Below are 21826 nucleotides of genomic sequence, written 5' to 3'. Positions count from 1 at the left end.
ACAACCAACCAATAGCCTGCCTAGGATTTAGCCATCAGCCAAGGAAAAGCTTTATGTACATACCTCGCGCATTCAACGAAGACGACCTTTCAACCCTTCATCAGCAAATCGAAGGCACGCGCTTGGGCATTCTCGTGACCCATGGCGCACGCGGTCTCCTGGCCAACCACATCCCGCTGTTGCTCAGCCCTGAGCAAGGGCCTTATGGAACCCTGCATGGGCACTTGGCCAAAGCCAACCCGCAATGGCAGGAGATGGAGAGCGGCACCGAGGCCTTGCTGATTTTCCCTGGCCCGGACGCTTACGTCAGTCCGTCGTTTTACCCGAGCAAGGCTGAACACGGCCAAGCGGTCCCGACCTGGAATTACCTCGCGGTCCACGCTTACGGGCCTGCCGAGGTGTTTCATGACGCCCATCGCCTGCGCGATCTGGTTCGCGCGCTGACAGAGAAGCATGAAGCAGGTCGCGCCAAACCCTGGACGCTGGAGGACGCACCTGCCGACTACATCGACAAGATGCTCGGCGCTATCGTCGGTTTTGCAGTGCCTATCAGCCGACTGGAAGGCAAACGCAAGCTCACCCAGAACCGCAACGCTCCCGATATTGCCGGCGTGCGTGATGGCCTTGCCGCGAGCTCCGCGCCCAATGACAACGAAATCGCCCGATTGATGCGCTAAGGAGAAACCTGTGACCGCTATTCAGATCCGCTCTGTCACCCCGAACGATCACACTGCATGGCTACCGCTGTGGAAGGCGTACCTGAAGTTTTACAACACTGAACTCGCCGACAGCGTCACTGAAAGCACCTGGCAGCGCATTCTCGACCCCAGCGAGCCGACCCATGCCGCGCTGGCCTGGAACGATGGCAAAGCCGTCGGCATGGTCCACTTCATCTACCATCGCTCCAACTGGAGCATCAAAAATGCCTGTTACCTGCAGGACTTGATCGTAGTGCCGGAGCAGCGCGGCACCGGCGTCGGACGACAGTTGATCGAATTCGTCTACACCACGGCGCGTGAAGCCGGTTGTGACAAGGTTCATTGGTTGACCCACGAAACCAATGCCAGGGCGATTCAGCTGTATGAACGCATCGCCGAACGTCCTGGCTTCATCCAATTTCGCAAAGCACTCTAGGACTGGAACCTGCTCATGCCCACCACTGAACTGCACTGGCAACCCGCGACGCTCCCGGACAAAAGCACGCTGCATGGCCGCTTCATCCGCCTGGAAAAACTCGACCCTGTGCGCCACGGCGACGATCTATGGACTGCACTCCAAGGCCCAACCTCGGACCCGGCGCTGTGGGACTATTTGCCCTATGGGCCGTTTTTTGAGCGAAGCGAATTCGATGCATGGCTGAGTCGCCACGCCGCCGACACTGATCCGTGGTTCTACAGCGTGGTCAATCAGCAGACAGGCATTGTCGACGGCTGCCTGAGCCTGATGTCCATCGTCCCCGCCCATGGCCGGATCGAAATCGGTCATGTCACGTTTGGCGCCGCCATGCAGCGCACGCCCAAGGGTACCGAGACGATTTACTTGTTGGCCAAGGCCGCGTTTGCTCTGGGCAATCGGCGCCTGGAGTGGAAATGTAACGACGATAATCAGCGCTCCAAACGAGCCGCTGAGCGCTTCGGCTTCACCTTTGAAGGCACGTTCCGTCAGCACATGGTCATCAAAGACCGGAACCGCGACACCACCTGGTACTCGATCACCGATAACGAATGGCTGGCACTCCAGGCAGCGTTTGAAAGCTGGCTGGCGGTGGATAACTTCCGGGATGGGCAGCAAGTGAGAACGCTGGAGAGCTTCCGGGAACGGTGAAAGCTCATTGCGGGCAAGTGAAACCAACCCGGTCAGTAAAAAAAGCCGAAAAAAAAGGGGAGCCACATGTGCTCCCCCCAGAGTAAACCGTTAAACGCGTATCGAATCAGCCCTCGATTTCGACCAGGATCTCAATCAGGATTTCGCCCGGGTTGACCCGGTCGCCTTTGGCCACGTGGATCGCGAAGACCTTGCCGGCGATGGAGGCTTGTACCTCGGTCTCCATTTTCATCGCTTCGCTGATCAGTACAGCCTGGCCGGCTTTGACGATGTCGCCTTCCTTGACCAAGACATCCACGATATTGCCCGGCATGGTGGTGCTGACATGGCCCGGCGAGCTGGCCTGCGCGCGCTTGCCGATACCGCCACCGACGAATTCGTTGAGGGGCTCGAACACCACTTCTTCCGGCATGCCGTCGATGGTCAGGTAGAAATGACGCTTGCCCTCGGCTTTGACGCCGACGCCAGTGATGTCGACGCGGTAGCTTTCGCCGTGCACATCGATCACGAACTCGGTCGGTACACCCTCGCCGCCCGCCCTGCTCACGCCACCCGCGTCAGGGATCGGCAGCAACACTTCAGGGGTCAGGGTGCCGGCTTCGCGCTCTTCGAGGAATTTGCGTCCAATGTCCGGGAACATGGCGTACGTCAGCACGTCTTCTTCAGACTTGGCCACCGCGCCGATTTCCAGACGCAGCCTGGCCATCTCCGGCTTGAGCAAGTCAGCTGGACGCACATCGATCAGCTCTTCGTTACCGATGGCCTGACGACGCAGCGCTTCATCCACCAGACCTGGCGCCTTGCCGTAGCCGCCTTGCAGGTAGAGCTTCACTTCGTTGGTGATGGTTTTGTAGCGCTCGCCAGCCAGCACGTTGAAAAACGCCTGAGTGCCGACGATCTGCGACGTCGGGGTCACCAGCGGCGGATAGCCGAGGTCTTTACGCACACGAGGGATTTCGGCGAGTACTTCGCCCATGCGGTTCAGAGCGCCCTGCTCTTTGAGCTGGTTGGCGAGGTTGGAAATCATCCCGCCTGGCACCTGATTGACCTGCACACGCGTGTCGACCGAGGTGAATTCGCTTTCGAACTGGTGATATTTCTTACGCACGGCGTAGAAGTACAGGCCGATTTCCTGCAACAGCTCCAGGCTCAAACCGGTGTCGAATTCGCTGCCCTTGAGCGCAGCAACCATCGACTCGGTACCCGGATGGCTAGTGCCCCACGCGAAGCTGGAGATCGCGGTGTCGATGTGATCGGCGCCGTTTTCAATCGCCTTGAGCTGACACATCGCGGCCAGGCCAGCGGTGTCGTGGGAGTGGATGAACACCGGCAGCGACAGCTCCGTCTTCAGCGCCTTGACCAGCTCGCCCGTGGCATACGGTGTCAGCAGGCCTGCCATGTCCTTGATCGCGACCGAGTCGCAGCCCATGGCTTCCATTTGTCTGGCCTGAGCCACGAAAGCGTCAATCGTGTGAACCGGGCTGGTGGTGTAAGCGATAGTGCCTTGGGCGTGCTTGCCCGCCGCCTTGACCGCTTCGATGGAGACACGCAGGTTGCGCACGTCGTTCATCGCATCAAAAATGCGGAACACGTCGATACCATTGACCGCCGCCTTGGCGACGAACGCACGCACCACATCATCGCTGTAGTGACGGTAGCCCAGCAGGTTCTGGCCGCGCAGGAGCATTTGCAGACGGGTGTTGGGCAACGCCGCGCGAAGCTGACGCAGACGCTCCCACGGGTCTTCCTTCAAAAAGCGAACGCAGGCGTCGAACGTGGCGCCGCCCCAGACTTCCAGCGACCAGTAGCCGACTTTGTCGAGCTTGTCGCAGATTGGCAGCATGTCTTCAGTACGCATGCGGGTTGCGAGCAGCGACTGGTGGGCATCACGCAGGATGGTGTCGGTTACAAAGATTTTTTTGCTCATTGTTGTATTCCTCACAGGCCTGCGTGGGCGGCAATGGCGGCGGCGATGGCCAAAGCCAGCTCTTCGGGTTTGCGCTTGATCGAGTAGTTGGTCAGTTCGGGATGGCTTTCAACAAAGCTCGTATTGAACTGACCGCTACGGAATTCCGGGTTACGCAGGATTTCCTGGTAGTACGCGGCGGTGGTCTTGACCCCTTGCAGACGCATGTCGTCCAGGGCGCGCAAGCCACGGTCCATGGCCTCTTCCCACGTCAGCGCCCAGACGATCAGCTTCAGGCACATCGAGTCGTAATACGGCGGGATGGTGTAGCCGGTGTAGATTGCCGTGTCGGTACGCACGCCAGGACCGCCGGGCGCGTAATAACGGGTGATCTTGCCGAAACTCGGCAGGAAATTGTTTTTCGGGTCTTCGGCATTGATCCGGAATTGCAGGGCGAAGCCACGGTGAATAATGTCTTCCTGCTTGACCGAGAGCGGCAGGCCGGAGGCGATGCGGATCTGCTCACGGACGATATCGATACCGGTGATTTCTTCGGTGATGGTGTGTTCCACCTGCACCCGAGTGTTCATCTCCATGAAGTACACCTCGCCCTCGGCGAGCAGGAACTCCACGGTGCCAGCGTTCTCATAACCCACAGCCTTGGCCGCGCGCACCGACAGGTCGCCGATGTAGGCGCGCTGTTCCGGGGTCAGTTGCGGGCTGGGGGCGATTTCGATCAGCTTCTGGTTACGGCGCTGGATCGAGCAATCGCGTTCGAACAGATGCACGACGTTGCCAAAGCTGTCACCGAGGATCTGCGCTTCGATGTGCTTGGGATTGACGATGCATTTTTCGAGAAACACTTCCGCAGAACCAAACGCCTTGGTCGCTTCCGAGATCACCCGAGGGAACGCCTGCTCCAGTTCTTCACGGCTGTTGCAGCGGCGGATACCCCGACCACCGCCGCCAGACGTGGCTTTGAGCATCACCGGGTAACCAATGCGCTCGCCTTCGACCAGCGCTTCAGCGATATCGGCGACGTTGCCTTCAGTGCCAGGTGTCACCGGTACACCGGCCTTGATCATGCTGCGGCGTGCTTCGGTCTTATCACCCATGCGACGGATGACTTCTGCCGACGGCCCGATGAATTTGATTCCACGTTCGGCGCAGATGTCCGCCAGTTCGGCGTTTTCCGAAAGGAAACCATAACCGGGATGCAAAGCATCACAACCGGTTTCTACCGCGAGATTAACCAGCTTGCGTGGGTTCAAATAACCGGCGAGTGGTTCAGCACCAATGCTGTGCGCTTCGTCAGCCCGTTTGACATGCAAGGCATGACGGTCGGCGTCGGAATAGACCGCAACCGAGCGAATGCCCATCTCGGCGCAGGCGCGCACGATCCGGACAGCAATTTCACCGCGGTTGGCGATCAGGATTTTTGTTATCACTGGCGTTTCCTCGACCGTTAGAACAGACGAACCGGCTGGGCCGGTCGGCGTGTAACCGCGTGTTACGTGCGGCCACATTGTGATAGCTACCCTATGCCTGAAGAAGGATTAACAAAAATCAATAAAAGTTGGGATATGCATAAGTAAAACCTTATAGTTGGTTTTTCAACCATCTTCAGAGGGGGTCAGCTATGCGTAAGTCATTGATGCGTATGACATTGCGTCAATTGCGGACGTTCAACGAAGTCTGTGACCTGAAGTCTTATAGCCGCGCCGCCGATGAAATGGCCCTCACACAACCGGCCGTCAGCCTACAAATTCGTCAGTTGGAAGAGCTGATTGGCCAGCCGCTGTTCGAGTATGTCGGCAAAAAACTGTACATGACGGAGGCCGCCGAAGCGCTACAAGCCGCCAGCAGAGACATTTTTGGGCGTCTGGAAAACCTGGATATGCAGCTGTCGGACATGCAGGGCTCGCTGCAAGGGCAACTCAAACTGGCCATCGAATCCAGCGCCAAATACTTCGTGCCGCATCTGTTTGCCGCGTTTAAGCGCCAGCACCCCGAAGTGATGCTGAACCTGACGGTGGTCAATCGCGCGCAGGTGATCAAGCGCCTGTCGGATAACCGTGATGATCTGGCGATTATGTCGATGGTGCCGCAGGACATGGGCCTGGAGTTCATGCCCTTCCTCAACAACCCGATCGTCGCGGTGGCGCCGTCGGATCATCCGCTGTGTCAGGTCGAGAAATTGACCCTGAAGGACCTTGAACCCTACCCCTTGCTGATCCGCGAAGCCGGTTCAGGCACGCGCAGAGCCTGCGAGGAGTATTTCAAGGAGAAGCGCGTGCACTTCACCCAAACCCTTGAGGTTTCTTCGGCTGAAGCTCAACGCGAATGCGTGGTGGCCGGTCTTGGCGTGGCGTTGTTGACTCGCCATGCTCTGAACCTAGAGCTGGCCACCGGGACGCTGCGCGAGCTTCCGGTGGCCGAATTGCCGCTGTACCGCAGCTGGTGCGTGGTGCAAGCCAAGGCCAAACGGCTGTCGCCGGTCGCGCATGCCTTTCTTGCATTCATCCGCACCGAACGCGCGCAGATCAGCCAGCTTGCTGAGCGTTTCGACGGGAGCCTTCCGAGGCCGTCTGCCACACATTAAGTGAGCCAAACTCGCCAATATCACCCACCTCGAAATAGTCGGAAAGCTTCTGCGCCAGTTTGCGCTGCTCAGAGTAGCTTTCGATCGCACGACGGAATTCCATGCGTCGCTGATCTTCCTGCTGTCGCCGGGTGTTTTTGGACGTATTAGCGGAGGTAGCGCTGGTGGCGCGCTGCTGCTGCGAGTCATCGTAGTGCCGAGGCATATCCTGTCTCCCATTGCGTTTGCGGGAGCTTGAGCATGATCGCCGTCAATGACGGTTGCACGGCGATAAGATGACAGGACGATGAAGCTTTGCGCTGTTGCGAAGGCGAGACGCCCAGCAATCAGTCGTCGAGCGCCTTGACTGACTTGGGCGACAAGCGAAGGCTGCGCAGACTGCGTTTAACGCTTTTAAGATGGTTGACCAGACTCGGGCCACGCGCCATGGCAACGCCCATCGCCAGCACATCGATCACCACCAGGTGGGCAATACGCGAGGTCAGCGGCGTATAGATTTCGGTATCTTCGTGAACATCAATCGCCAGATTGATGCTCGCCAACTCTGCCAATGGCGTCTGGCTCGGACACAAGGTCACCAGCGTGGCACCACTTTCACGGACCAGATTTGCAGTGATCAGCAGGTCTTTGGAGCGTCCGGATTGGGAGATGCAGATCGCCACGTCGGTGGGCTTGAGTGTCACCGCCGACATGGCCTGCATGTGCGGGTCGGAGTACGCCGCAGCCGTCAGCAGCAAGCGGAAGAACTTGTGCTGCGCATCCGCCGCCACCGCGCCGGATGCGCCAAAACCGTAGAACTCTACGCGCTGGGCCGACGCCATCGCCGTCACCGCCAACTGCAACGCGTGGGGATCGAGATGCTCACGAACCTCCATCAACGTGTGCAGGGTGGTGTCGAAGATTTTCAGGCTGTAATCGGCAACCGAATCATCTTCGTGGATCGCGAACTGACCAAAGCTGGCACCAGCGGCCAGGCTTTGCGCCAGTTTGAGCTTCAAATCCTGAAAGCCGGTACAGCCAATGGCACGGCAAAAGCGGACGATGGTGGGCTCGCTGATACCCACGTTGTGCGCGAGGTCAGCCATGGAGCTGTGCATTACAGCCGCAGGGTCAAGCAGCACGTGGTCGGCAACCTTGAGTTCCGACTTACGCAGCAGATGGCGTGACTGGGCGATGTGGTGCAACAGGTTCAAAGGGCTGGACTCGGCTAGTAAGGCTTGGGCGGGATGTAGCATGCTTGTAGTTATACTACATGCCCTGCGGCCCGCCCAGCTAAACGAGCTCGGTTTGACGATCTGCAACCTTTCCGCCGCCCTCATCATGCCAGCGCGGGCATGCCTGCGAATCAGGCAAAGCAGTCCGTCAGGCACACCGAATTGCGGCCTTCGCAGACACGTCAGCCCGGAGGGGACCACGTCTGCTGCCCATGCTCACGCAACAACCGTGTCGCAGCCTCTGCATCCACCGGACGGCTGATAAGGTAGCCCTGCACTTCGTCGCACTCGTGAGCTTTGAGGAAGTTCAGTTGTGCCTCGTTTTCCACACCTTCGGCGACGACTTTCAATTCCAGGCTATGGGCCATGGCGATGATAGCGCGGGTGATGGCTGCGTCTTCGGTGCCTTCGCCCAAGCCACGAATGAACGCCTGGTCGATTTTCACGTAATCCACGGGGAAGCGTTTCAGGTAACTCAACGACGAATAGCCAGTGCCGAAGTCGTCGATGGCCAGTTTCACGCCCAACTCATGCAGCTGATGGAACGTTGCGATGATGTGCTCCACGCCGTCGAGCAGCTGACTCTCAGTCAATTCCAGCTCAAGGTAGCGCGGTGCCAAGCCGGTTTCCTCAAGCACTTGGCGGACCAGACTGACCAACTTGCCCTGACGCAATTGATGGACCGAAAGGTTGACTGACACCCTGATCGGCTCCAGCCCCTGGCGCTGCCATTCACACGCCTGCCAACAGGCCTGACGTAACACGAATTCACCAATCGGCCCGATCAGCCCGGTCTCTTCCGCCAGCCCGATAAAGTCCCCTGGCGGCACCATGCCCATCGTCGGGTGCAGCCAGCGCACCAGCGCCTCAGCCGCGTTCAAACGGCCGGTCGCCAGACACAGCTTGGGCTGGTAGAACACCTGCAGCTGATTCTCGTCGAGCGCCTTGCGCAGCTGATTTTCCAGTTGCAGACGCTCCAGCGTGCTGGCTTGCAGGTTCTCGGTATAGAACTGAAAATTATTGCCGCCCAGATGTTTGGCATGCTGCATGGCCATGTTCGACTGACTGACCAGCGCCGAGATCTCTCGGGCCGAGTCTGGCAACAGGCTGATGCCCACTGACGCGCTGACCACCAACTCATGCCCGGCCACCGAAAGAGGCTGCCGTAATTTGGCCAGCAGGCGGCTGGTGACCCGTGCCAGGCTGGACAGGTTGCCGTAGGCATCGAATAACACCGCAAACTCATCACCGGATAACCGCGCGATGGTGTCGGCCTCGGGCAATGCGCTGGTAAGACGCCGCGCCACTTGCCTCAACAGTTGATCGGCGACTTCGTGGCCCAGGCTGTCATTGAGCAGCTTGAAGCGATCCAGATTGATGTGCAGCAACGCCAGGCTTCTACCGCCCTGTCGCACGCGCTGGCTGGCTTCACGCAAGCGCTCCTTGAACAACGAGCGGTTGGCCAGGCCGGTCAACTCATCGTAGTGCTTCAAATAGCGCATACGTTCTTCGAATTCGCGCCTTGCCGACAGGTCGGCGAAGAAGCCGACAATGTGGCTTACATTACCCCGCACATCGCGCACTACGTTCAATTGGAGCCATTGCGGATACAGCTCGCCATTTTTGCGAGTCTCAACCAGTTCGCCCTGCCAGCTATCGGTTTGCTCCAGCGATTCATGGATCGCTTGAAAATGGCGCCGGGCATCGCGGCTGCACGCCAGCTCAGTGACCTTGCAGCCCTTCATGTCTTCCTGCGGGTAGCCGGTCACTCGGCTGAACGCCCGATTGACCGCCAGCAGGGTGTATTTCGGATCAAGAATGACAATGCCTTCGCTTGCGGCTTCGAAGACCGTGGCGGCCAAACGGCGCTGTTCTTCCAGCTGTTTACTGGCGCTGATGTCGCGGCGGGTACCGAGCATGCGAATCACCCGGCCATCGCTGCTGCGCTCCACGGCGCGGCCACGGTCCTCGATCCAAACCCAGCGCCCGTCACCATGCCGGAAGCGATAGGCAACTTTATAGTCGTCCGTATGCCCCTTCAGATGGTCAATCATCGCGAGTTGCATCAACGGCAAGTCTTCGCGATGTATGCGTGGCTTAAGGTGGCTGAGCATGGCGGTCACGTGTTCCGGTTCCAGACCGAACAATGCTTTGATCTGCGTGTGGTGGACTTCATCGGTTTGCAAGTTCCAGTCCCACAGGCCCAGCTCACTGGCCTCAAGCGCCAGCGCCAGCCTCTCCTCACTCTTGCTCAGCGCCTGATTGGCCTCATCCAGCTCAAGGCTGCGCTGGACGACTCGGGCTTTGAGCCCGACCTGGGCCTCGCGCAATTCCCGCTCGGCCTTGCGTCGCTGTTCGATCTCCCGCGCCAACTCATGGTTGAGCTGCTCATCGTGGGCCTGTGCCTGCTGCAGATGCTCAATCAGCGCCTGATTCTGAAAGCGCTGAACCAACCCCTGACGGATCAAGCGATTAACCTGCAGGGCCACGACAATCAGCGCCACCAGTAATATCAGGCCAAGCCAGCCCCAGCCATGCTGCTCATCGCCATGCAAAAAAAGAAAGGTGATCGGGGGCAACAGGCACGACAAGGTAAAGGTCAGAAACGCCGGGATACTCACCGCGTAAGCAATACTGGCCGACAGCGTCGCGGCACCGATCAAGCCAAACACCCAGGCTTGCTGCTGAAAGCTATCCACCGGGACCAAGGCGATTGCCGCGCTGGCGAGGGTCAGGCCGCTGACGCCTGCACCCAGCAAAAACATCCCACGCCAGATCGGCTGCGCCTGGCGCAACAATGGCGCGGCGTTAAACGCCGCGACCTGGATGACGCGTAAACCCACCAGCGTCGTCAGCCACCCCAGCCAAACGCCGACCAGCAGATAACGCTGCGGGCTCCAGAGCAACCAGGCGCAGACCAGACCGTTGAGTAACATGAACAGGGTGGGCAACAGCGAACCCTGGTAAAGCAAACGTGTGCGTTCCACCGCAATCTGAGTGGCAAATTGCTCGCGGATAACTCGACCTGATGCGGTTGAGGCACCCGAGGAGCTGAGACTGGAGGTCATAGGCAGTGTTCTTATAATGGTGGAGCCCAAACGTCGACGGAGCATACACAAGCCGCTCGACAGACCAAACTCCCTTGACTCATAAAAACCGCAAAGAGGCCGCTCCACAGGGCTGTTTTCAAACCTCCCGGGCACGGCCTGCCATGCGTGCAGCCCTGACTTACCGGTCGTCATCGATAGGGCATTTATCGGCTTAAGCAAAGCTTGGTTTGCCCGACATAGCCCAGCACCCTAGAATGCGTCGATGCGCGATGATCTCTCCCTTCTGCTGAACTCCCTCAACGATGCCCAACGTCAGGCCGTAGCTGCCTCCGTGGGTCGTCAGTTGGTACTCGCCGGTGCTGGCTCCGGCAAAACCCGTGTGCTGGTGCATCGCATCGCCTGGTTGATCCAGGTCGAGCATGCCTCGCCACACTCGATCCTCTCGGTAACCTTCACCAACAAGGCTGCGGCCGAGATGCGTCACCGCATCGAACAGTTGATGGGGATCAACCCGGCTGGCATGTGGGTCGGTACCTTCCACGGCCTGGCGCACCGCTTGCTGCGGGCGCACTGGCAGGAAGCCGGACTGAACCAGAGCTTCCAGATCCTCGACAGTGATGACCAGCAACGCTTGGTCAAACGAGTGATCCGCGAACTGGGGCTGGACGAGCAGCGCTGGCCGGTACGTCAGGCGCAGTGGTTCATCAACGGACAGAAAGACGAAGGCCTGCGGCCCAAGCATATTCAGGCCAGCGGCGATCTGTTCCTGGCCACCATGAAATCGATCTACGAAGCCTACGAGGCCGCCTGCCAGCGCGCAGGGGTCATCGACTTCTCCGAGCTGCTACTGCGCGCCCTGGACCTGTGGCGCGACAATCCCGGCCTGCTGGCGCACTACCAGCGCCGCTTCCGGCATGTACTGGTCGACGAGTTCCAGGACACCAACGCCGTGCAATACGCCTGGCTACGGTTACTGGCCCAGGGCGGCGACAGCTTGATGGTGGTCGGCGATGACGATCAATCGATTTACGGCTGGCGCGGCGCCAAAATCGAGAACATTCATCAGTACTCGTCTGACTTCCCTGACGCCGAAACCATCCGTCTGGAGCAGAACTACCGCTCCACCGCCAGCATTCTCAAGGCCGCCAACGCCCTGATCGTCAACAACAGCGGGCGCCTGGGTAAAGAGCTGTGGACCGATGGCGGTGATGGCGAACCGATCAATCTGTTCGCCGCGTTCAACGAACACGACGAAGCGCGCTACGTGGTCCAAACCATCGAAAGCGCATTAAAGACCGGCCTGATGCGCAGCGACATCGCGATCCTCTACCGCTCCAACGCTCAATCGCGGGTGCTTGAAGAAGCGTTATTGCGCGAGCGGATTCCTTACCGGATCTATGGTGGTCAGCGCTTCTTCGAGCGCGCCGAGATCAAGAACGCCATGGCCTACCTACGCTTGCTCGACGGTCGCGGCAACGACGCCGCGCTGGAACGGGTGATCAACGTCCCGGCACGCGGCATCGGCGAAAAAACGGTCGAAGCCATTCGCGAACATGCCCGTCACGCCGACGTGTCGATGTGGGAAGCGATGCGCCAGCTGATCGCCAATAAAGGCCTGACCGGCCGCGCAGCCGGAGCGCTGGGTGGATTTGTCGAGCTGATCGAGAATCTGACCGCGAAAGTCATGGAGATGCCCCTGCATCTGATGACCCAAACCGTGATCGAGCAGTCCGGGTTGATCACCTACCACAAGGAAGAGAAAGGCGAAAAAGGCCAGGCTCGGGTAGAAAACCTTGAGGAATTGGTCAGCGCCGCGCGCAACTTCGAGAATGCCGAAGAAGACGCCGAGCTGTCACCGCTGGCCGGGTTCCTTGGCCATGCGTCGCTGGAGTCGGGCGATACTCAGGCCGATGAACATGAAGACAGCGTGCAATTGATGACGCTGCACAGCGCCAAGGGCCTGGAATTCCCCCACGTGTTCCTGGTGGGCATGGAAGAAGGCCTGTTCCCCCACAAGATGAGCCTGGAAGAGCCCGGGCGTCTTGAAGAAGAACGGCGACTGGCGTATGTCGGCATTACCCGCGCCATGCAGAAACTGGTGATGACGTATGCTGAAACCCGTCGCTTATATGGCAGCGAGACGCGCAATAAGGTCTCGCGCTTCGTCCGGGAGATTCCGCCACCCCTGATTCAAGAGGTGCGCCTGTCCAACAGCGTCAGCCGTCCGTTCGGCGGCACGCAGAACATGGGCACAAGCAGCCTGTTCAATGGCACCGGCATCCCGGAAACCGAGTTCAGCCTCGGACAGCGGGTTCAGCATTCGGTGTTTGGCGAAGGAGTGATCCTCAATTTCGAAGGTGCCGGCGCTCAGGCACGGGTGCAAGTTAACTTCTCAGAAGGCAGCAAATGGCTGATGATGGGCTACGCCAAGCTGGAAGCGATCTGAGCCACTGAACATGTAGGATCAGCCTCAATATCTGAGGCTGCAGAGATATGCCCTACAGGCCACTCTTTGTGAGCCTGTTATAGGCCCAAGCAAAAGCCAGAAACATTTAGGCGCTAGCCATTGTCATTTCTCCTGTGCAACATGGCGCGCGTGCAATCCATAAATGGGAATTCCTTTATGCAACGTTTTCTAAGCATCGCTCTGGCGCTGTGCATCGGGCTCACAATGAGCCTCGAAGCCAACGCAGCGCGCTTCGGTGGCGGCAAGAGCTTCGGCTCGGCGCCCAGCCATCAATCCCGTCAAGCTGCGCCGGCCTCTCCGTCGGCTGCGCCTAACGCCGCTGGTCGCCCTGCTGCCGCTGCTGCTGGCGGTGCTTCTCGCTGGCTCGGCCCGTTGGCTGGCCTCGCGGCAGGCGGCCTGCTCGCCTCGATGTTCATGGGCGGCGGCTTCCAGGGCATGCAGTTCTTCGACATCCTGATCATCGCAGTCATCGGCTTCGTGATCTTCCGGTTCATCGCCGCGCGTCGACGCAAGCAACAAGAGCACATGTCCCCTGCCGGTCATGCGCCGTTCCAGCGTGAAACCCTCGAGCAACCGGCTCAGCCATCGGTTTTCGGCGGCTCGTCTGCAGCCCCGGTTGCAGCTCCGGTGATCAATGCACCGGCCTGGTTCAATGAACAACGCTTCCTCGAAGCCGCTCGCAGCCACTTCCAGTCGCTGCAACAGCACTGGGATGCCAACGAAATGGACAAGATTGCCGAATTCGTCACCCCACAAATGCTCCAGTTCCTCAAGAAGGAACGTGCAGACCTGGGTGATGGCTTCCAATCGACCTTCATCGACAACCTGACCGTGCAGCTTGATGGCCTGGATGATCGCTCGGATAAAACCGTGGCGACCTTGACCTTCTCCGGCGTGTCCAAAACTTCGCGCTTCGACCAAGGTGAAGTGTTCAGCGAAAGCTGGAACATGGAACGTCCGCAGGGTGACAACCAGCCTTGGCTGGTCGCCGGTATCCGCCAGAACGGCTGACGCTCGGCAGTGCTCGCAAGCGAATTGCACCGATAAGCAAAACCCCGGATAACCGGGGTTTTGTTTTTTTTTGGGCAACCGTTGTTTTGAGAAAACCTTACGCTACTGTATAACCCGCGCCATCAAGTTAGAGGATCCAGGCCGTGGAAGAAGTTATTGAAGAACTGCGTGAAAAAAACGAGCGGGTACCCGTACCCCTTGAGTTGCCCGAAGATGATGATCTGGTCGAGATCGAAGAACAGCTGTTCATCAACATTCCCTTCGTCTTCAAAGAGTTTTTGCTGACTGTCAGCGACGTGGTGTATGGCAGCCTGGAACCTGTGACCGTCATGGACCCGCAGTCCCATACCTACCTGCCCGAGGTTGCCGCAACGGCGTGGGATCTGGGCGTGCCTCGCGAGTTGATCCCGATCTGTCAGAACGGCGATGACTATTACTGCGTCGAAGAAGACGGCACTGTCGTGCTGTGGTCCGCGGAAGAAGAACTGGTGACCGAAGAAAGCTGGGAGTCAGTCTGGCACTGGGCCCGGGATGTCTGGCTGGAAAGCTGAGACGTGCAACTCAGCGCCGCACACTGCGGCGCTGAAAGGAGTCGCCTCAATGCTCGGGCGGCTCCTGATGGTTACCCAAGGTTTCCAGCAAAGCGATCTGCATCCGCGTATGTACACGGATGCACCAGCGCCACAACACCGCGGCAACGATAGTGGCCACCACCCCAATCACCAGCAGTAATTCGTTAGTCGGCAGGATGCTCGCCGACAGCGCAGCCAGCAGCAGGAAAATCACCAACATCGACAGCAAAGGGATCACTTCTGCGATCACCCGACGCACGCGTTCGGTGTGGCGTCCGGCCATGGCGGGCTTAACGCTCATCTCGGCCAACAACATCGAAAGCGCCTTGAGCTTGCGGTAGGCCGCGATCAAAAACGGCAGCGACACCAGCAACGAAACACCCCAGATCAACGCCTTGTGTTGGCTGTCATCGCGGGGCCAGTCGCTCAAATAACCGCCAATGCCCTCGGCGAAGTAACCGCCACAGAAGAAAATCGCCACCACCAGCGCCAGATTGACCCCGACCTGCAACAAAATCCTGCGGATCATCGACGCCAGCAACGCGCCCTGCCCCTGTGGCTGGATACTGCGCAGCCATTCCCCATACAGCCCGAAGACCCGCGCGATACGCTTAGGCATCATTGCCGCGAGCTTCATCGATAAAGGGTCCGCCGAGCGGATCAGGTAAGGCGTCAGCAAGGTGGTGATCACCGATACCGCCACTGCCACCGGATAGAGAAAATCGCTGGTGACCTGCAACGTCATGCCGAGGGCGGCGATGATGAAAGAGAACTCGCCGATTTGCGACAAACCCATGCCAACCCGCAAGGACGTGCGCCCATCATTCCCGGCGATAAAGGCACCCAGGCCACACGACAGCATCTTGCCCAGCACCACAGCGACACTGATCACGGCGATCGGCCAGGCGTAATCGAGAAGGATTTTCGGGTCGATCATCAAACCGATGGCAACGAAGAAAATTGCACTGAACATGTCGCGAACAGGTTCAATCAGCTGCTCTATTTTCAGCAACTGCCGCGATTCCGCCATGATCGCACCAATCAGAAAAGCGCCCAGCACCATGCTGTATTCAAGCTTGGCCACCAGTAGGCAAAATCCGAAACACAGACCGAGTACCGTCACCAAAAGCATTTCATTGCTTTCAAATCTAGCCACATACGCCAACAGGCGCGGGACCAGAAGAATACCGATCACCAGCGCTACAACCATAAACAGCGACAGCTTGCCGACGGTGGAAAATACCTCGCCGGAACTCACGGAGCCGCTGACCGCGATGCCGGACAGCAAGGCAATAATGCCAATACCGAGAATGTCTTCGACGATCAGGATCCCAAAAATCAGCTGGGCAAAACGCTGATTTTTCATCTTCAGGTCGTTCAACGCTTTGACGATGATGGTGGTTGAAGAAATCGCCAGAATCGCCCCGAGAAACAGCGAGTCCATGGCGTTCCAGTTGAAGAAACGCCCGATTTCGTAGCCGATCCAGATCATCAGCACGATTTCCAGAAAAGCCGCGATAAAGGCCGTGGCACCGACCTTGAACAGCTTGCGCAGGCTGAATTCCAGGCCCAGACAGAACATCAGGAAAATAACACCCAGCTCGGCCAAGGTCTTGATTGTATCCTCGTCGTGGATCAGGCCGAACGGCGGTGTGTGCGGGCCGATAATGAAACCGGCAACGATATAGCCCAGGACCACGGGCTGTTTCAGACGATGAAAAAGGACCGTTACGACGCCGGCGACCAGCATGATTACCGCCAGGTCCTGGATAAAACTGATGGCATGCATGGCGTGAAACTCCTTTTTTATGCGCTGAAAAACCCGACTCCAATGTAGGAAGTACCCGCGACCAAGGCTTTTTGCAGGTTAACACCGCACCTCTACGGAGAAAGTCGGTGCAATATATGGAAACAGATGGGCGCTTCGGCGTGACGGCGGCGGGTCCGCCAGCGTCCGGATAACTGATCTACAAGAACGCGAGCACCAGCATAGGTGCACTTCTGACACACCCACCCTGTGAGCACGCTATGGAACCCGGAAACACCCAGCTGTCGATGACTGTATTGATGACCCCGGACATGGCCAACTTCTCTGGCAACGTGCATGGCGGCACCCTGCTCAAGTACCTCGATGAGGTCGCTTATGCCTGCGCCAGCCGTTATGCCGGGCGTTATGTGGTAACCCTGTCAGTGGACCAGGTGATCTTTCGTGAACCGATCCACGTTGGCGAGTTGGTGACCTTCCTTGCGTCAGTCAACTACACCGGCAATACCTCGATGGAAGTGGGGATCAAAGTCGTCACCGAGAACATCCGCGAACGTTCGGTGCGCCACACTAACAGCTGCTTTTTCACCATGGTGGCGATAGACGACGAGCGCAAACCCGCTGCCGTACCTCCACTGGAACCGGCCAATAGTGAAGACAAACGTCGCTTCCTCCAGGCCAAGCAACGGCGGCAGATTCGTCAGGAGCTGGAAAAACGCTATCAGGACATCAAGGACGAAGCGCCTTAAGCGCCCACCGGGTCCGCTCGACGCGCACGCATCGAGCGGACCGCAAGCAAAGAAAGCAACAGGGATGAAATTTAAGCTGCACGGTATGGCTGTAAATCGTCAGACCCAGTTAAGCTGGACGTTCTTTGTTGGAGCACTTTTTCATGCTGACCTTGGGCAACCTTTTTGTGCTGATGCTGCTGGCCACGGGCGGCGCCTGGCTGTGGCATTCCCATGGTTTGCGCGAGCGAGCACTGGCGCGAGTCAAGCAACACTGTGCCAAACTCGACGTCGAGCTGCTGGACGGCAATGTCGCTCTACGGCGTATAACGTTCGCCCGCGATGCCAACGGCAGAAAGCGCCTGGCCCGTGTGTATAACTTCGAATTCACCGTCACCGGCGAGCAACGCCACCCCGGCACCATCACCATGTTCGGCGCACACACCGCACTCATTGAGCTGGCGCCCTACCCGTTCGAAATCAAAACTCCGCCACCCAGCGCCAATGTGATCGAGATGAGTCAATGGCGTCAGGAACACAATAAGCGGAAACAATGAGCCCGTCGGTATAACGGTTCCCCGTTGTGGATAACTCGCTTTAGAGCAAGCAGACAGCCAGTCCCGCTTGCAACGCGGCCTCGTCCTGAGGCGCGGTGAATATCAGTTCCAGCCGTGAATCGCGGCGCCATTCACTGTTTTGCCAATGAATGGCCGCACCATCCAGCGCATTACCGGACAACCAACCCGCGTTGCTGTGGATAACCAGCTTGGCCCGTCGCCAATCCAGGCTATTGAGCCACTGCTGCACGCGCATCAGCTCGAATTGCTGGCTCGGATGCCAGCGCCAACCAATACTCCAGCCTTCCGCCTGGCCTTGGCTCAAGCAGATCGGCTGACGTGGGTCGGTCCAGATCGCAGGCAATTGCGCCAAACCCTTGGGAGCAACAAAGTTATCCACAGCCGCAGAGGCTTGCGCACCAATGCCCGGCAACTCGGATAACGGCAAAGCCGCTTGTTCGGTCCAGTACAACGGACGGTCCGGCAAGCGCCGGGCCAGCGCCTCGCGGGCGACAACGTCGAGCAGTGCGGACTTGTTCATCACCAACAAACCGGCATCGCCCAAGGCTGCTTGCTGACTGTCAGGCAAAGGCTGACCGGCCACCATCGCGGTCGCATCAAGCACCAGCACACACGGCTGAACAGCCAGGACCCCTTCCCAAGGCGGCTCACGCAGCTGCTCCATCAGTTGCGCCGGGTGGCCCAACCCGGAGGGCTCGATCAGCAGTCGATCCGGCCGCGCCTTACGCAACAGGCGCCCCAGCCCAACTTGAAACGGCGCGCCATTGACGCAGCACAAGCAGCCACCGGCCACTTCGCCAAGTGCGATACCATCGTCAGCCGTGGTCAACAGCGCAGCATCCAGGCCGATCTGGCCGAACTCATTGATCAAGATCGCCCAGCGCTCGTTGGCAGGCTTTTGCGCCAACAATTGCTTGATCAGACTGGTCTTGCCCGCGCCCAACGGACCGGCGATGACATGGGTGGGGATGTTCTGCAGCATGGGGCCAATTCTTCAGAGTGACGGTTACAGGGACAATCAATGCGCGCGATCTGGCTGGCAACACTGTTGTTGATAACATCGAGCGAGGCATGGGCCGAGGCATGCGTCGTACACAGCCACGCCGAACGACTCGACGTCAAAGTCTGCCAGGAAAATCGCAACATCCCGGCGAAGCTGTTTCACGACGGTTTTTGCCAACCACAACTGGCCGGGCAGAAAACCGAAGTGGAATACGTCGATCAATGCCCCGCCGGCGCTTTCGGCGTGTGCAGCAATGCTCAAGTCGCCAATATGCCCTATCACCAGAACATTCACTATTACGGCGTCGCCAGCGATGCGCACTACCTTAAGCCGTTTTGTGAGGGGCAGAGCCAGGGCCAGTGGCTTGCCCCTTAAGGTGCCACCTCGTCGTGCCATGGTCCGAACGGATCCGCCAACAGCGCCCAACTGTCTACGCCGCTGGTCATTTCCGCATCGGTCAGCAGGCAGCTGTCCAACTCATCGGTGAGCCGCGCGAAGTTGATGTGCTGCCCGATAAACACCAGTTCCTGACGGCAATCACCAGTCTCGGCGGTCCAGTTTTCCATGATCGCAGCGGTGCTTTCCGGGTCCTGCGGCCATTCCTGTTTGGGCACGAAGCGCCACCAGCGACCGGCAAAACCGTAACGCATCAAGCCGCCCGCCTGGGACCAACTGCCCGCGTCCTGATGCTTGCTCGCCAGCCAGAAAAAGCCTTTGGAGCGCAGCAATTTGCCGTTGATCCACTCACGGTTGATGAAGTCGAAAAAGCGCTGTGGATGAAAGGGTCGACGGGCACGGTAAGCCGTCGAGGCAATGCCGTACTCCTCGGTTTCGGGCGTATGTTCGCCGCGTAACTCCTTGAGCCAACCCGGCGCCTGCGAGGCGCGCTCGAAGTCGAAACGACCCGTGTTCAGCACTTTTTTCAGCGGAATTTGCCCCATCACCATAGGAATGATTTCCGCCTGGGGATTGAGCCGCTCAAGTATCGCGATCAGCTCCAGACGTTCGCTGGAACTGATCAGGTCGATTTTGCTGATCAGAATGACATCGGCAAATTCGACCTGCTCGATCAGTAAATCGGTGATCGAACGTTCGTCATCCTCGCCCAGGGTCTCACCACGAGTCGCCAGGCTCTCGGCGGCCTGGTAGTCGATCAGAAAATTGATGCCGTCGACCACGGTGACCATGGTGTCCAGGCGCGCCATGTCGGCCAGGCTTTTGCCTTGCTCATCACGGAAGGTGAACGTTTCAGCCACGGGCAACGGCTCGGAAATCCCGGTGGATTCGATCAATAAATAGTCAAAACGGCCGTCCCGCGCCAAACGACTGACCTCTTCGAGCAAGTCCTCGCGCAAGGTGCAGCAGATGCAGCCATTGCTCATTTCGATCAGTTTTTCTTCGGCACGGTTCAGGCTCACATCGCGCTGAACCTCGCTGCCATCGATGTTTATTTCGCTCATGTCATTAACGATCACGGCCACGCGCATGCTTTCGCGGTTGCGCAGCACGTAATTGAGCAACGTGCTTTTGCCAGCCCCGAGAAATCCGGACAACACAGTAACGGGTAGACGGTCAGGCATCAGGTGTTCCTCATCAGGTAGCGTACGCGCTCAAAAAAGGCATCGTCGACTTTGTAGTTATAATATAACATGACATTTCCACCCTGACGACGGACCTTCAATGAACGCGCTGACTCTGCCGGATATCGCCTCCCAAGCATCACGCCAAGCCTTACCACTGGATTGGGTCGGCATGTGCGGCATCGCCCTGCCAATTGTGTTTAATGGCCAGCGAGTGAACGCCACAGCGGATGCAGGCGTGAGCCTCGACGATGGGGAAGTGCGAGGCATCCATATGTCACGGTTGTACCTGGCGCTGGAGATGCTCGATGAAGAAGACCTCACACCCGCATTACTGCACCGGGTTCTTCAGCAATTTCTCGACTCGCACCACGGTCTGTCTGCCAGTGCCTCTGTGCGCATTCACAGCCATTTGCTGCTGAAACGCCCGGCATTGATCAGCCCGTTGGCCGGTTGGAAGTCTTATCCGGTAGGGATTTTTGCTCGGCTGGAGCATGGAGTGTTCCACGTGGAACTAACATTCGACGTCAGCTATTCCTCGACCTGCCCATGCTCTGCCGCCCTTGCCAGGCAGCTGATTCAGGCGCAATTCATCTCTGACTTCGCCAATCGGCCGCTGGAGCATGCGGATGTACTGACATGGCTCGGTACGAGCCAGGGCATTGTTGCCACCCCACACAGTCAGCGCAGTAGCGCCCAGCTTGATGTTCAGCTGGACGTGCACGTGAACGAACTTCCGCTAATCCAACTTATTGATCACGTCGAGACCGCCCTTGGCACTGCAGTGCAAACGGCGGTCAAACGCGCCGATGAGCAAGCGTTTGCCTTGGCCAACGGGCAGAATTTGATGTTCTGTGAAGATGCTGCGCGACGGCTCCATCTGGCACTGAGTCAGGTCCCGGACATCAAGGGTTTCAACCTGAAAGTCATTCACGCCGAAAGCCTGCATGCACACGATGCTGTCGCCCGGAGCCGCTGGCAGCGAGGAATCAAGTCCGCGGTTTAACCGTCCCGCACTGCTGACCCAGCCAAACGGCACGGGTGTCCATGCTGCCGTTTTGCTGAGCGCCTGTGGCGTTGAAGGTACCCACGACTTTAGTGCTGAACTCGCGATCACTGGCGAACTGGGCTACCCCTGTACCTTGCGCTTTGGGGCAGCTGAAGCGGAACTTCCACGTCTTGCCGTTGCGGTCGGTGACCTGTTGGTTGCAACCAGATTTGGGGTCTGTCAGCGGGATATTGTCAGTCTTGACCTGGTCCTGAGTCAGGCAGACTCGCACGCCCTTCCCGCCCAGCGTCACGCCCTGCTTTTGCATCATCTGTTCCATCATCGCTCGCTGCTCGGGCGGCAGGTTGTTCAACTGGGCAAGCATCAGCTGCAGGTCAGGCAACGGCTGGCCGTCTACCTGCATATTGCTCGACGTCAGTTCCCACAACCCTGGCTGCAACATCTGCGCTTGAGCGATCGGTGCAGCCAGACAAAACAGCAAAGCCAAAACGCGTTTGTTCATCTGAAAAATTCCTGA

General features: G+C 58.5%; 20 protein-coding genes. 11 read left to right on the top strand and 9 right to left on the bottom strand.

What is annotated here, in order from left to right; genetic code table 11:
• Window positions 1–53 precede the first annotated feature (53 nt).
• From ACVBEG_RS24705 to ACVBEG_RS24695, 3 genes are read left to right on the top strand one after another with little or no spacing between them, the layout of a single operon-like run.
• Window positions 54–677, top strand: a complete 624-nt coding sequence (locus ACVBEG_RS24705) for an FMN-binding negative transcriptional regulator (protein ID WP_322177039.1) — start codon at window positions 54–56, stop codon at window positions 675–677.
• A gap of 10 nt (window positions 678–687) precedes the next feature.
• A complete protein-coding gene (locus tag ACVBEG_RS24700; RefSeq protein WP_322177040.1) occupies window positions 688–1134 on the top strand; it encodes a GNAT family N-acetyltransferase in 447 nt (148 codons plus the stop codon).
• Window positions 1135–1149: 15 nt separating this feature from the next.
• Entirely contained in the window at window positions 1150–1824 is a 675-nt protein-coding gene (locus ACVBEG_RS24695; protein ID WP_322177041.1) for a GNAT family N-acetyltransferase, read from the top strand.
• Between the two features lie 106 nt (window positions 1825–1930).
• Here ACVBEG_RS24695 and oadA read toward each other — a convergent pair whose 3' ends face one another.
• Together oadA and ACVBEG_RS24685 are read right to left on the bottom strand one after the other, a co-directional pair.
• Window positions 1931–3751 carry a sodium-extruding oxaloacetate decarboxylase subunit alpha gene (gene oadA, locus ACVBEG_RS24690; protein WP_322177042.1) on the bottom strand — a complete coding sequence of 607 codons (1821 nt, stop codon included), beginning with the start codon at window positions 3749–3751 and terminating at the stop codon, window positions 1931–1933.
• Between the two features lie 11 nt (window positions 3752–3762).
• On the bottom strand, window positions 3763–5178 hold the full coding sequence (locus ACVBEG_RS24685; RefSeq protein WP_219064594.1) for an acetyl-CoA carboxylase biotin carboxylase subunit: 1416 nt from the start codon (window positions 5176–5178) through the stop codon (window positions 3763–3765).
• Between the two features lie 191 nt (window positions 5179–5369).
• On the opposite strand from ACVBEG_RS24685, the gene ACVBEG_RS24680 reads away from it, so the two are divergent.
• A complete protein-coding gene (locus tag ACVBEG_RS24680; protein ID WP_447108382.1) occupies window positions 5370–6332 on the top strand; it encodes a LysR family transcriptional regulator in 963 nt (320 codons plus the stop codon).
• Here ACVBEG_RS24680 and ACVBEG_RS24675 read toward each other — a convergent pair.
• From ACVBEG_RS24675 to ACVBEG_RS24665, 3 genes are all read right to left on the bottom strand, one after another.
• Entirely contained in the window at window positions 6274–6435 is a 162-nt protein-coding gene (locus tag ACVBEG_RS24675) for a PA3496 family putative envelope integrity protein (protein WP_407074662.1), read from the bottom strand. The two genes, ACVBEG_RS24680 and ACVBEG_RS24675, sit on opposite strands and share 59 nt — an antisense overlap.
• A gap of 223 nt (window positions 6436–6658) precedes the next feature.
• Window positions 6659–7525 (bottom strand): transcriptional regulator HexR, encoded by an 867-nt coding sequence (hexR, locus tag ACVBEG_RS24670; RefSeq protein WP_322182953.1) that lies wholly within the window; start codon window positions 7523–7525, stop codon window positions 6659–6661.
• A gap of 203 nt (window positions 7526–7728) precedes the next feature.
• Window positions 7729–10614 carry an EAL domain-containing protein gene (locus ACVBEG_RS24665; protein ID WP_322177044.1) on the bottom strand — a complete coding sequence of 962 codons (2886 nt, stop codon included), beginning with the start codon at window positions 10612–10614 and terminating at the stop codon, window positions 7729–7731.
• Window positions 10615–10858: 244 nt separating this feature from the next.
• On the opposite strand from ACVBEG_RS24665, the gene uvrD reads away from it, so the two are divergent.
• The 3 genes from uvrD (at window position 10859) to ACVBEG_RS24650 (ending at window position 14625) form a co-directional block, all read left to right on the top strand.
• Window positions 10859–13042: a DNA helicase II gene (uvrD, locus tag ACVBEG_RS24660; protein ID WP_323569324.1), complete on the top strand. Its 2184-nt coding sequence runs from the start codon at window positions 10859–10861 to the stop codon at window positions 13040–13042.
• Between the two features lie 177 nt (window positions 13043–13219).
• Window positions 13220–14074: a Tim44 domain-containing protein gene (locus ACVBEG_RS24655; protein ID WP_322177046.1), complete on the top strand. Its 855-nt coding sequence runs from the start codon at window positions 13220–13222 to the stop codon at window positions 14072–14074.
• A gap of 143 nt (window positions 14075–14217) precedes the next feature.
• Window positions 14218–14625: an SMI1/KNR4 family protein gene (locus ACVBEG_RS24650; RefSeq protein WP_322218623.1), complete on the top strand. Its 408-nt coding sequence runs from the start codon at window positions 14218–14220 to the stop codon at window positions 14623–14625.
• A gap of 46 nt (window positions 14626–14671) precedes the next feature.
• Here ACVBEG_RS24650 and ACVBEG_RS24645 read toward each other — a convergent pair whose 3' ends face one another.
• The gene (locus tag ACVBEG_RS24645) at window positions 14672–16435 is read right to left on the bottom strand and encodes a cation:proton antiporter (protein WP_322218626.1); all 1764 of its coding nucleotides are present in this window, start codon (window positions 16433–16435) and stop codon (window positions 14672–14674) included.
• A 239-nt stretch (window positions 16436–16674) separates the two neighbouring features.
• Between ACVBEG_RS24645 and ACVBEG_RS24640 the strand changes: the two genes are divergently transcribed.
• Together ACVBEG_RS24640 and ACVBEG_RS24635 are read left to right on the top strand one after the other, a co-directional pair.
• Entirely contained in the window at window positions 16675–17160 is a 486-nt protein-coding gene (locus ACVBEG_RS24640) for an acyl-CoA thioesterase (RefSeq protein WP_322177048.1), read from the top strand.
• A gap of 143 nt (window positions 17161–17303) precedes the next feature.
• Window positions 17304–17696 (top strand): DUF3301 domain-containing protein, encoded by a 393-nt coding sequence (locus ACVBEG_RS24635; protein ID WP_322177049.1) that lies wholly within the window; start codon window positions 17304–17306, stop codon window positions 17694–17696.
• 40 nt (window positions 17697–17736) lie between these two features.
• On the opposite strand, the gene ACVBEG_RS24630 is transcribed toward ACVBEG_RS24635, so the two are convergent.
• Window positions 17737–18699, bottom strand: a complete 963-nt coding sequence (locus tag ACVBEG_RS24630) for a CobW family GTP-binding protein (RefSeq protein WP_322177050.1) — start codon at window positions 18697–18699, stop codon at window positions 17737–17739.
• A 39-nt stretch (window positions 18700–18738) separates the two neighbouring features.
• Between ACVBEG_RS24630 and ACVBEG_RS24625 the strand changes: the two genes are divergently transcribed.
• Complete coding sequence (locus ACVBEG_RS24625) at window positions 18739–19095, top strand: NADH:ubiquinone oxidoreductase (RefSeq protein ID WP_322177051.1); 357 nt, start codon at window positions 18739–18741, stop codon at window positions 19093–19095.
• Here the strand turns inward: ACVBEG_RS24625 and zigA are convergent.
• The gene (gene zigA, locus ACVBEG_RS24620; RefSeq protein WP_322177052.1) at window positions 19092–20300 is read right to left on the bottom strand and encodes a zinc metallochaperone GTPase ZigA; all 1209 of its coding nucleotides are present in this window, start codon (window positions 20298–20300) and stop codon (window positions 19092–19094) included. The two genes, ACVBEG_RS24625 and zigA, sit on opposite strands and share 4 nt — an antisense overlap.
• Before the next feature lie 100 nt (window positions 20301–20400).
• Between zigA and folE2 the strand changes: the two genes are divergently transcribed.
• A complete protein-coding gene (gene folE2, locus ACVBEG_RS24615) occupies window positions 20401–21306 on the top strand; it encodes a GTP cyclohydrolase FolE2 (protein ID WP_322177053.1) in 906 nt (301 codons plus the stop codon).
• Here the strand turns inward: folE2 and ACVBEG_RS24610 are convergent.
• Window positions 21290–21811: a DUF3617 domain-containing protein gene (locus ACVBEG_RS24610; protein ID WP_447108381.1), complete on the bottom strand. Its 522-nt coding sequence runs from the start codon at window positions 21809–21811 to the stop codon at window positions 21290–21292. The two genes, folE2 and ACVBEG_RS24610, sit on opposite strands and share 17 nt — an antisense overlap.
• Window positions 21812–21826: the final 15 nt, after the last annotated feature.

It is taken from the genome of Pseudomonas sp. GG8 (assembly GCF_052976945.1).
Note: the sequence above shows the minus strand (reverse complement) of the source record. Positions and strands in the feature narration are given on the sequence as shown.

Coding starts and splice junctions, on each gene's coding strand:
- ACVBEG_RS24705 (WP_322177039.1), top strand. CDS start 54: ATGTACATACCTCGCGCATTCAACGAAGACGACCTTTCAACCCTTCAT.
- ACVBEG_RS24695 (WP_322177041.1), top strand. CDS start 1,150: ATGCCCACCACTGAACTGCACTGGCAACCCGCGACGCTCCCGGACAAA.
- oadA (WP_322177042.1), bottom strand. CDS start 3,751: ATGAGCAAAAAAATCTTTGTAACCGACACCATCCTGCGTGATGCCCAC.
- ACVBEG_RS24680 (WP_447108382.1), top strand. CDS start 5,370: ATGCGTAAGTCATTGATGCGTATGACATTGCGTCAATTGCGGACGTTC.
- ACVBEG_RS24675 (WP_407074662.1), bottom strand. CDS start 6,435: ATGGAATTCCGTCGTGCGATCGAAAGCTACTCTGAGCAGCGCAAACTG.
- ACVBEG_RS24665 (WP_322177044.1), bottom strand. CDS start 10,614: ATGACCTCCAGTCTCAGCTCCTCGGGTGCCTCAACCGCATCAGGTCGA.
- uvrD (WP_323569324.1), top strand. CDS start 10,859: ATGCGCGATGATCTCTCCCTTCTGCTGAACTCCCTCAACGATGCCCAA.
- ACVBEG_RS24655 (WP_322177046.1), top strand. CDS start 13,220: ATGCAACGTTTTCTAAGCATCGCTCTGGCGCTGTGCATCGGGCTCACA.
- ACVBEG_RS24645 (WP_322218626.1), bottom strand. CDS start 16,435: ATGCATGCCATCAGTTTTATCCAGGACCTGGCGGTAATCATGCTGGTC.
- ACVBEG_RS24640 (WP_322177048.1), top strand. CDS start 16,675: ATGGAACCCGGAAACACCCAGCTGTCGATGACTGTATTGATGACCCCG.
- ACVBEG_RS24635 (WP_322177049.1), top strand. CDS start 17,304: ATGCTGACCTTGGGCAACCTTTTTGTGCTGATGCTGCTGGCCACGGGC.
- ACVBEG_RS24630 (WP_322177050.1), bottom strand. CDS start 18,699: ATGCTGCAGAACATCCCCACCCATGTCATCGCCGGTCCGTTGGGCGCG.
- ACVBEG_RS24625 (WP_322177051.1), top strand. CDS start 18,739: ATGCGCGCGATCTGGCTGGCAACACTGTTGTTGATAACATCGAGCGAG.
- zigA (WP_322177052.1), bottom strand. CDS start 20,300: ATGCCTGACCGTCTACCCGTTACTGTGTTGTCCGGATTTCTCGGGGCT.
- folE2 (WP_322177053.1), top strand. CDS start 20,401: ATGAACGCGCTGACTCTGCCGGATATCGCCTCCCAAGCATCACGCCAA.
- ACVBEG_RS24610 (WP_447108381.1), bottom strand. CDS start 21,811: ATGAACAAACGCGTTTTGGCTTTGCTGTTTTGTCTGGCTGCACCGATC.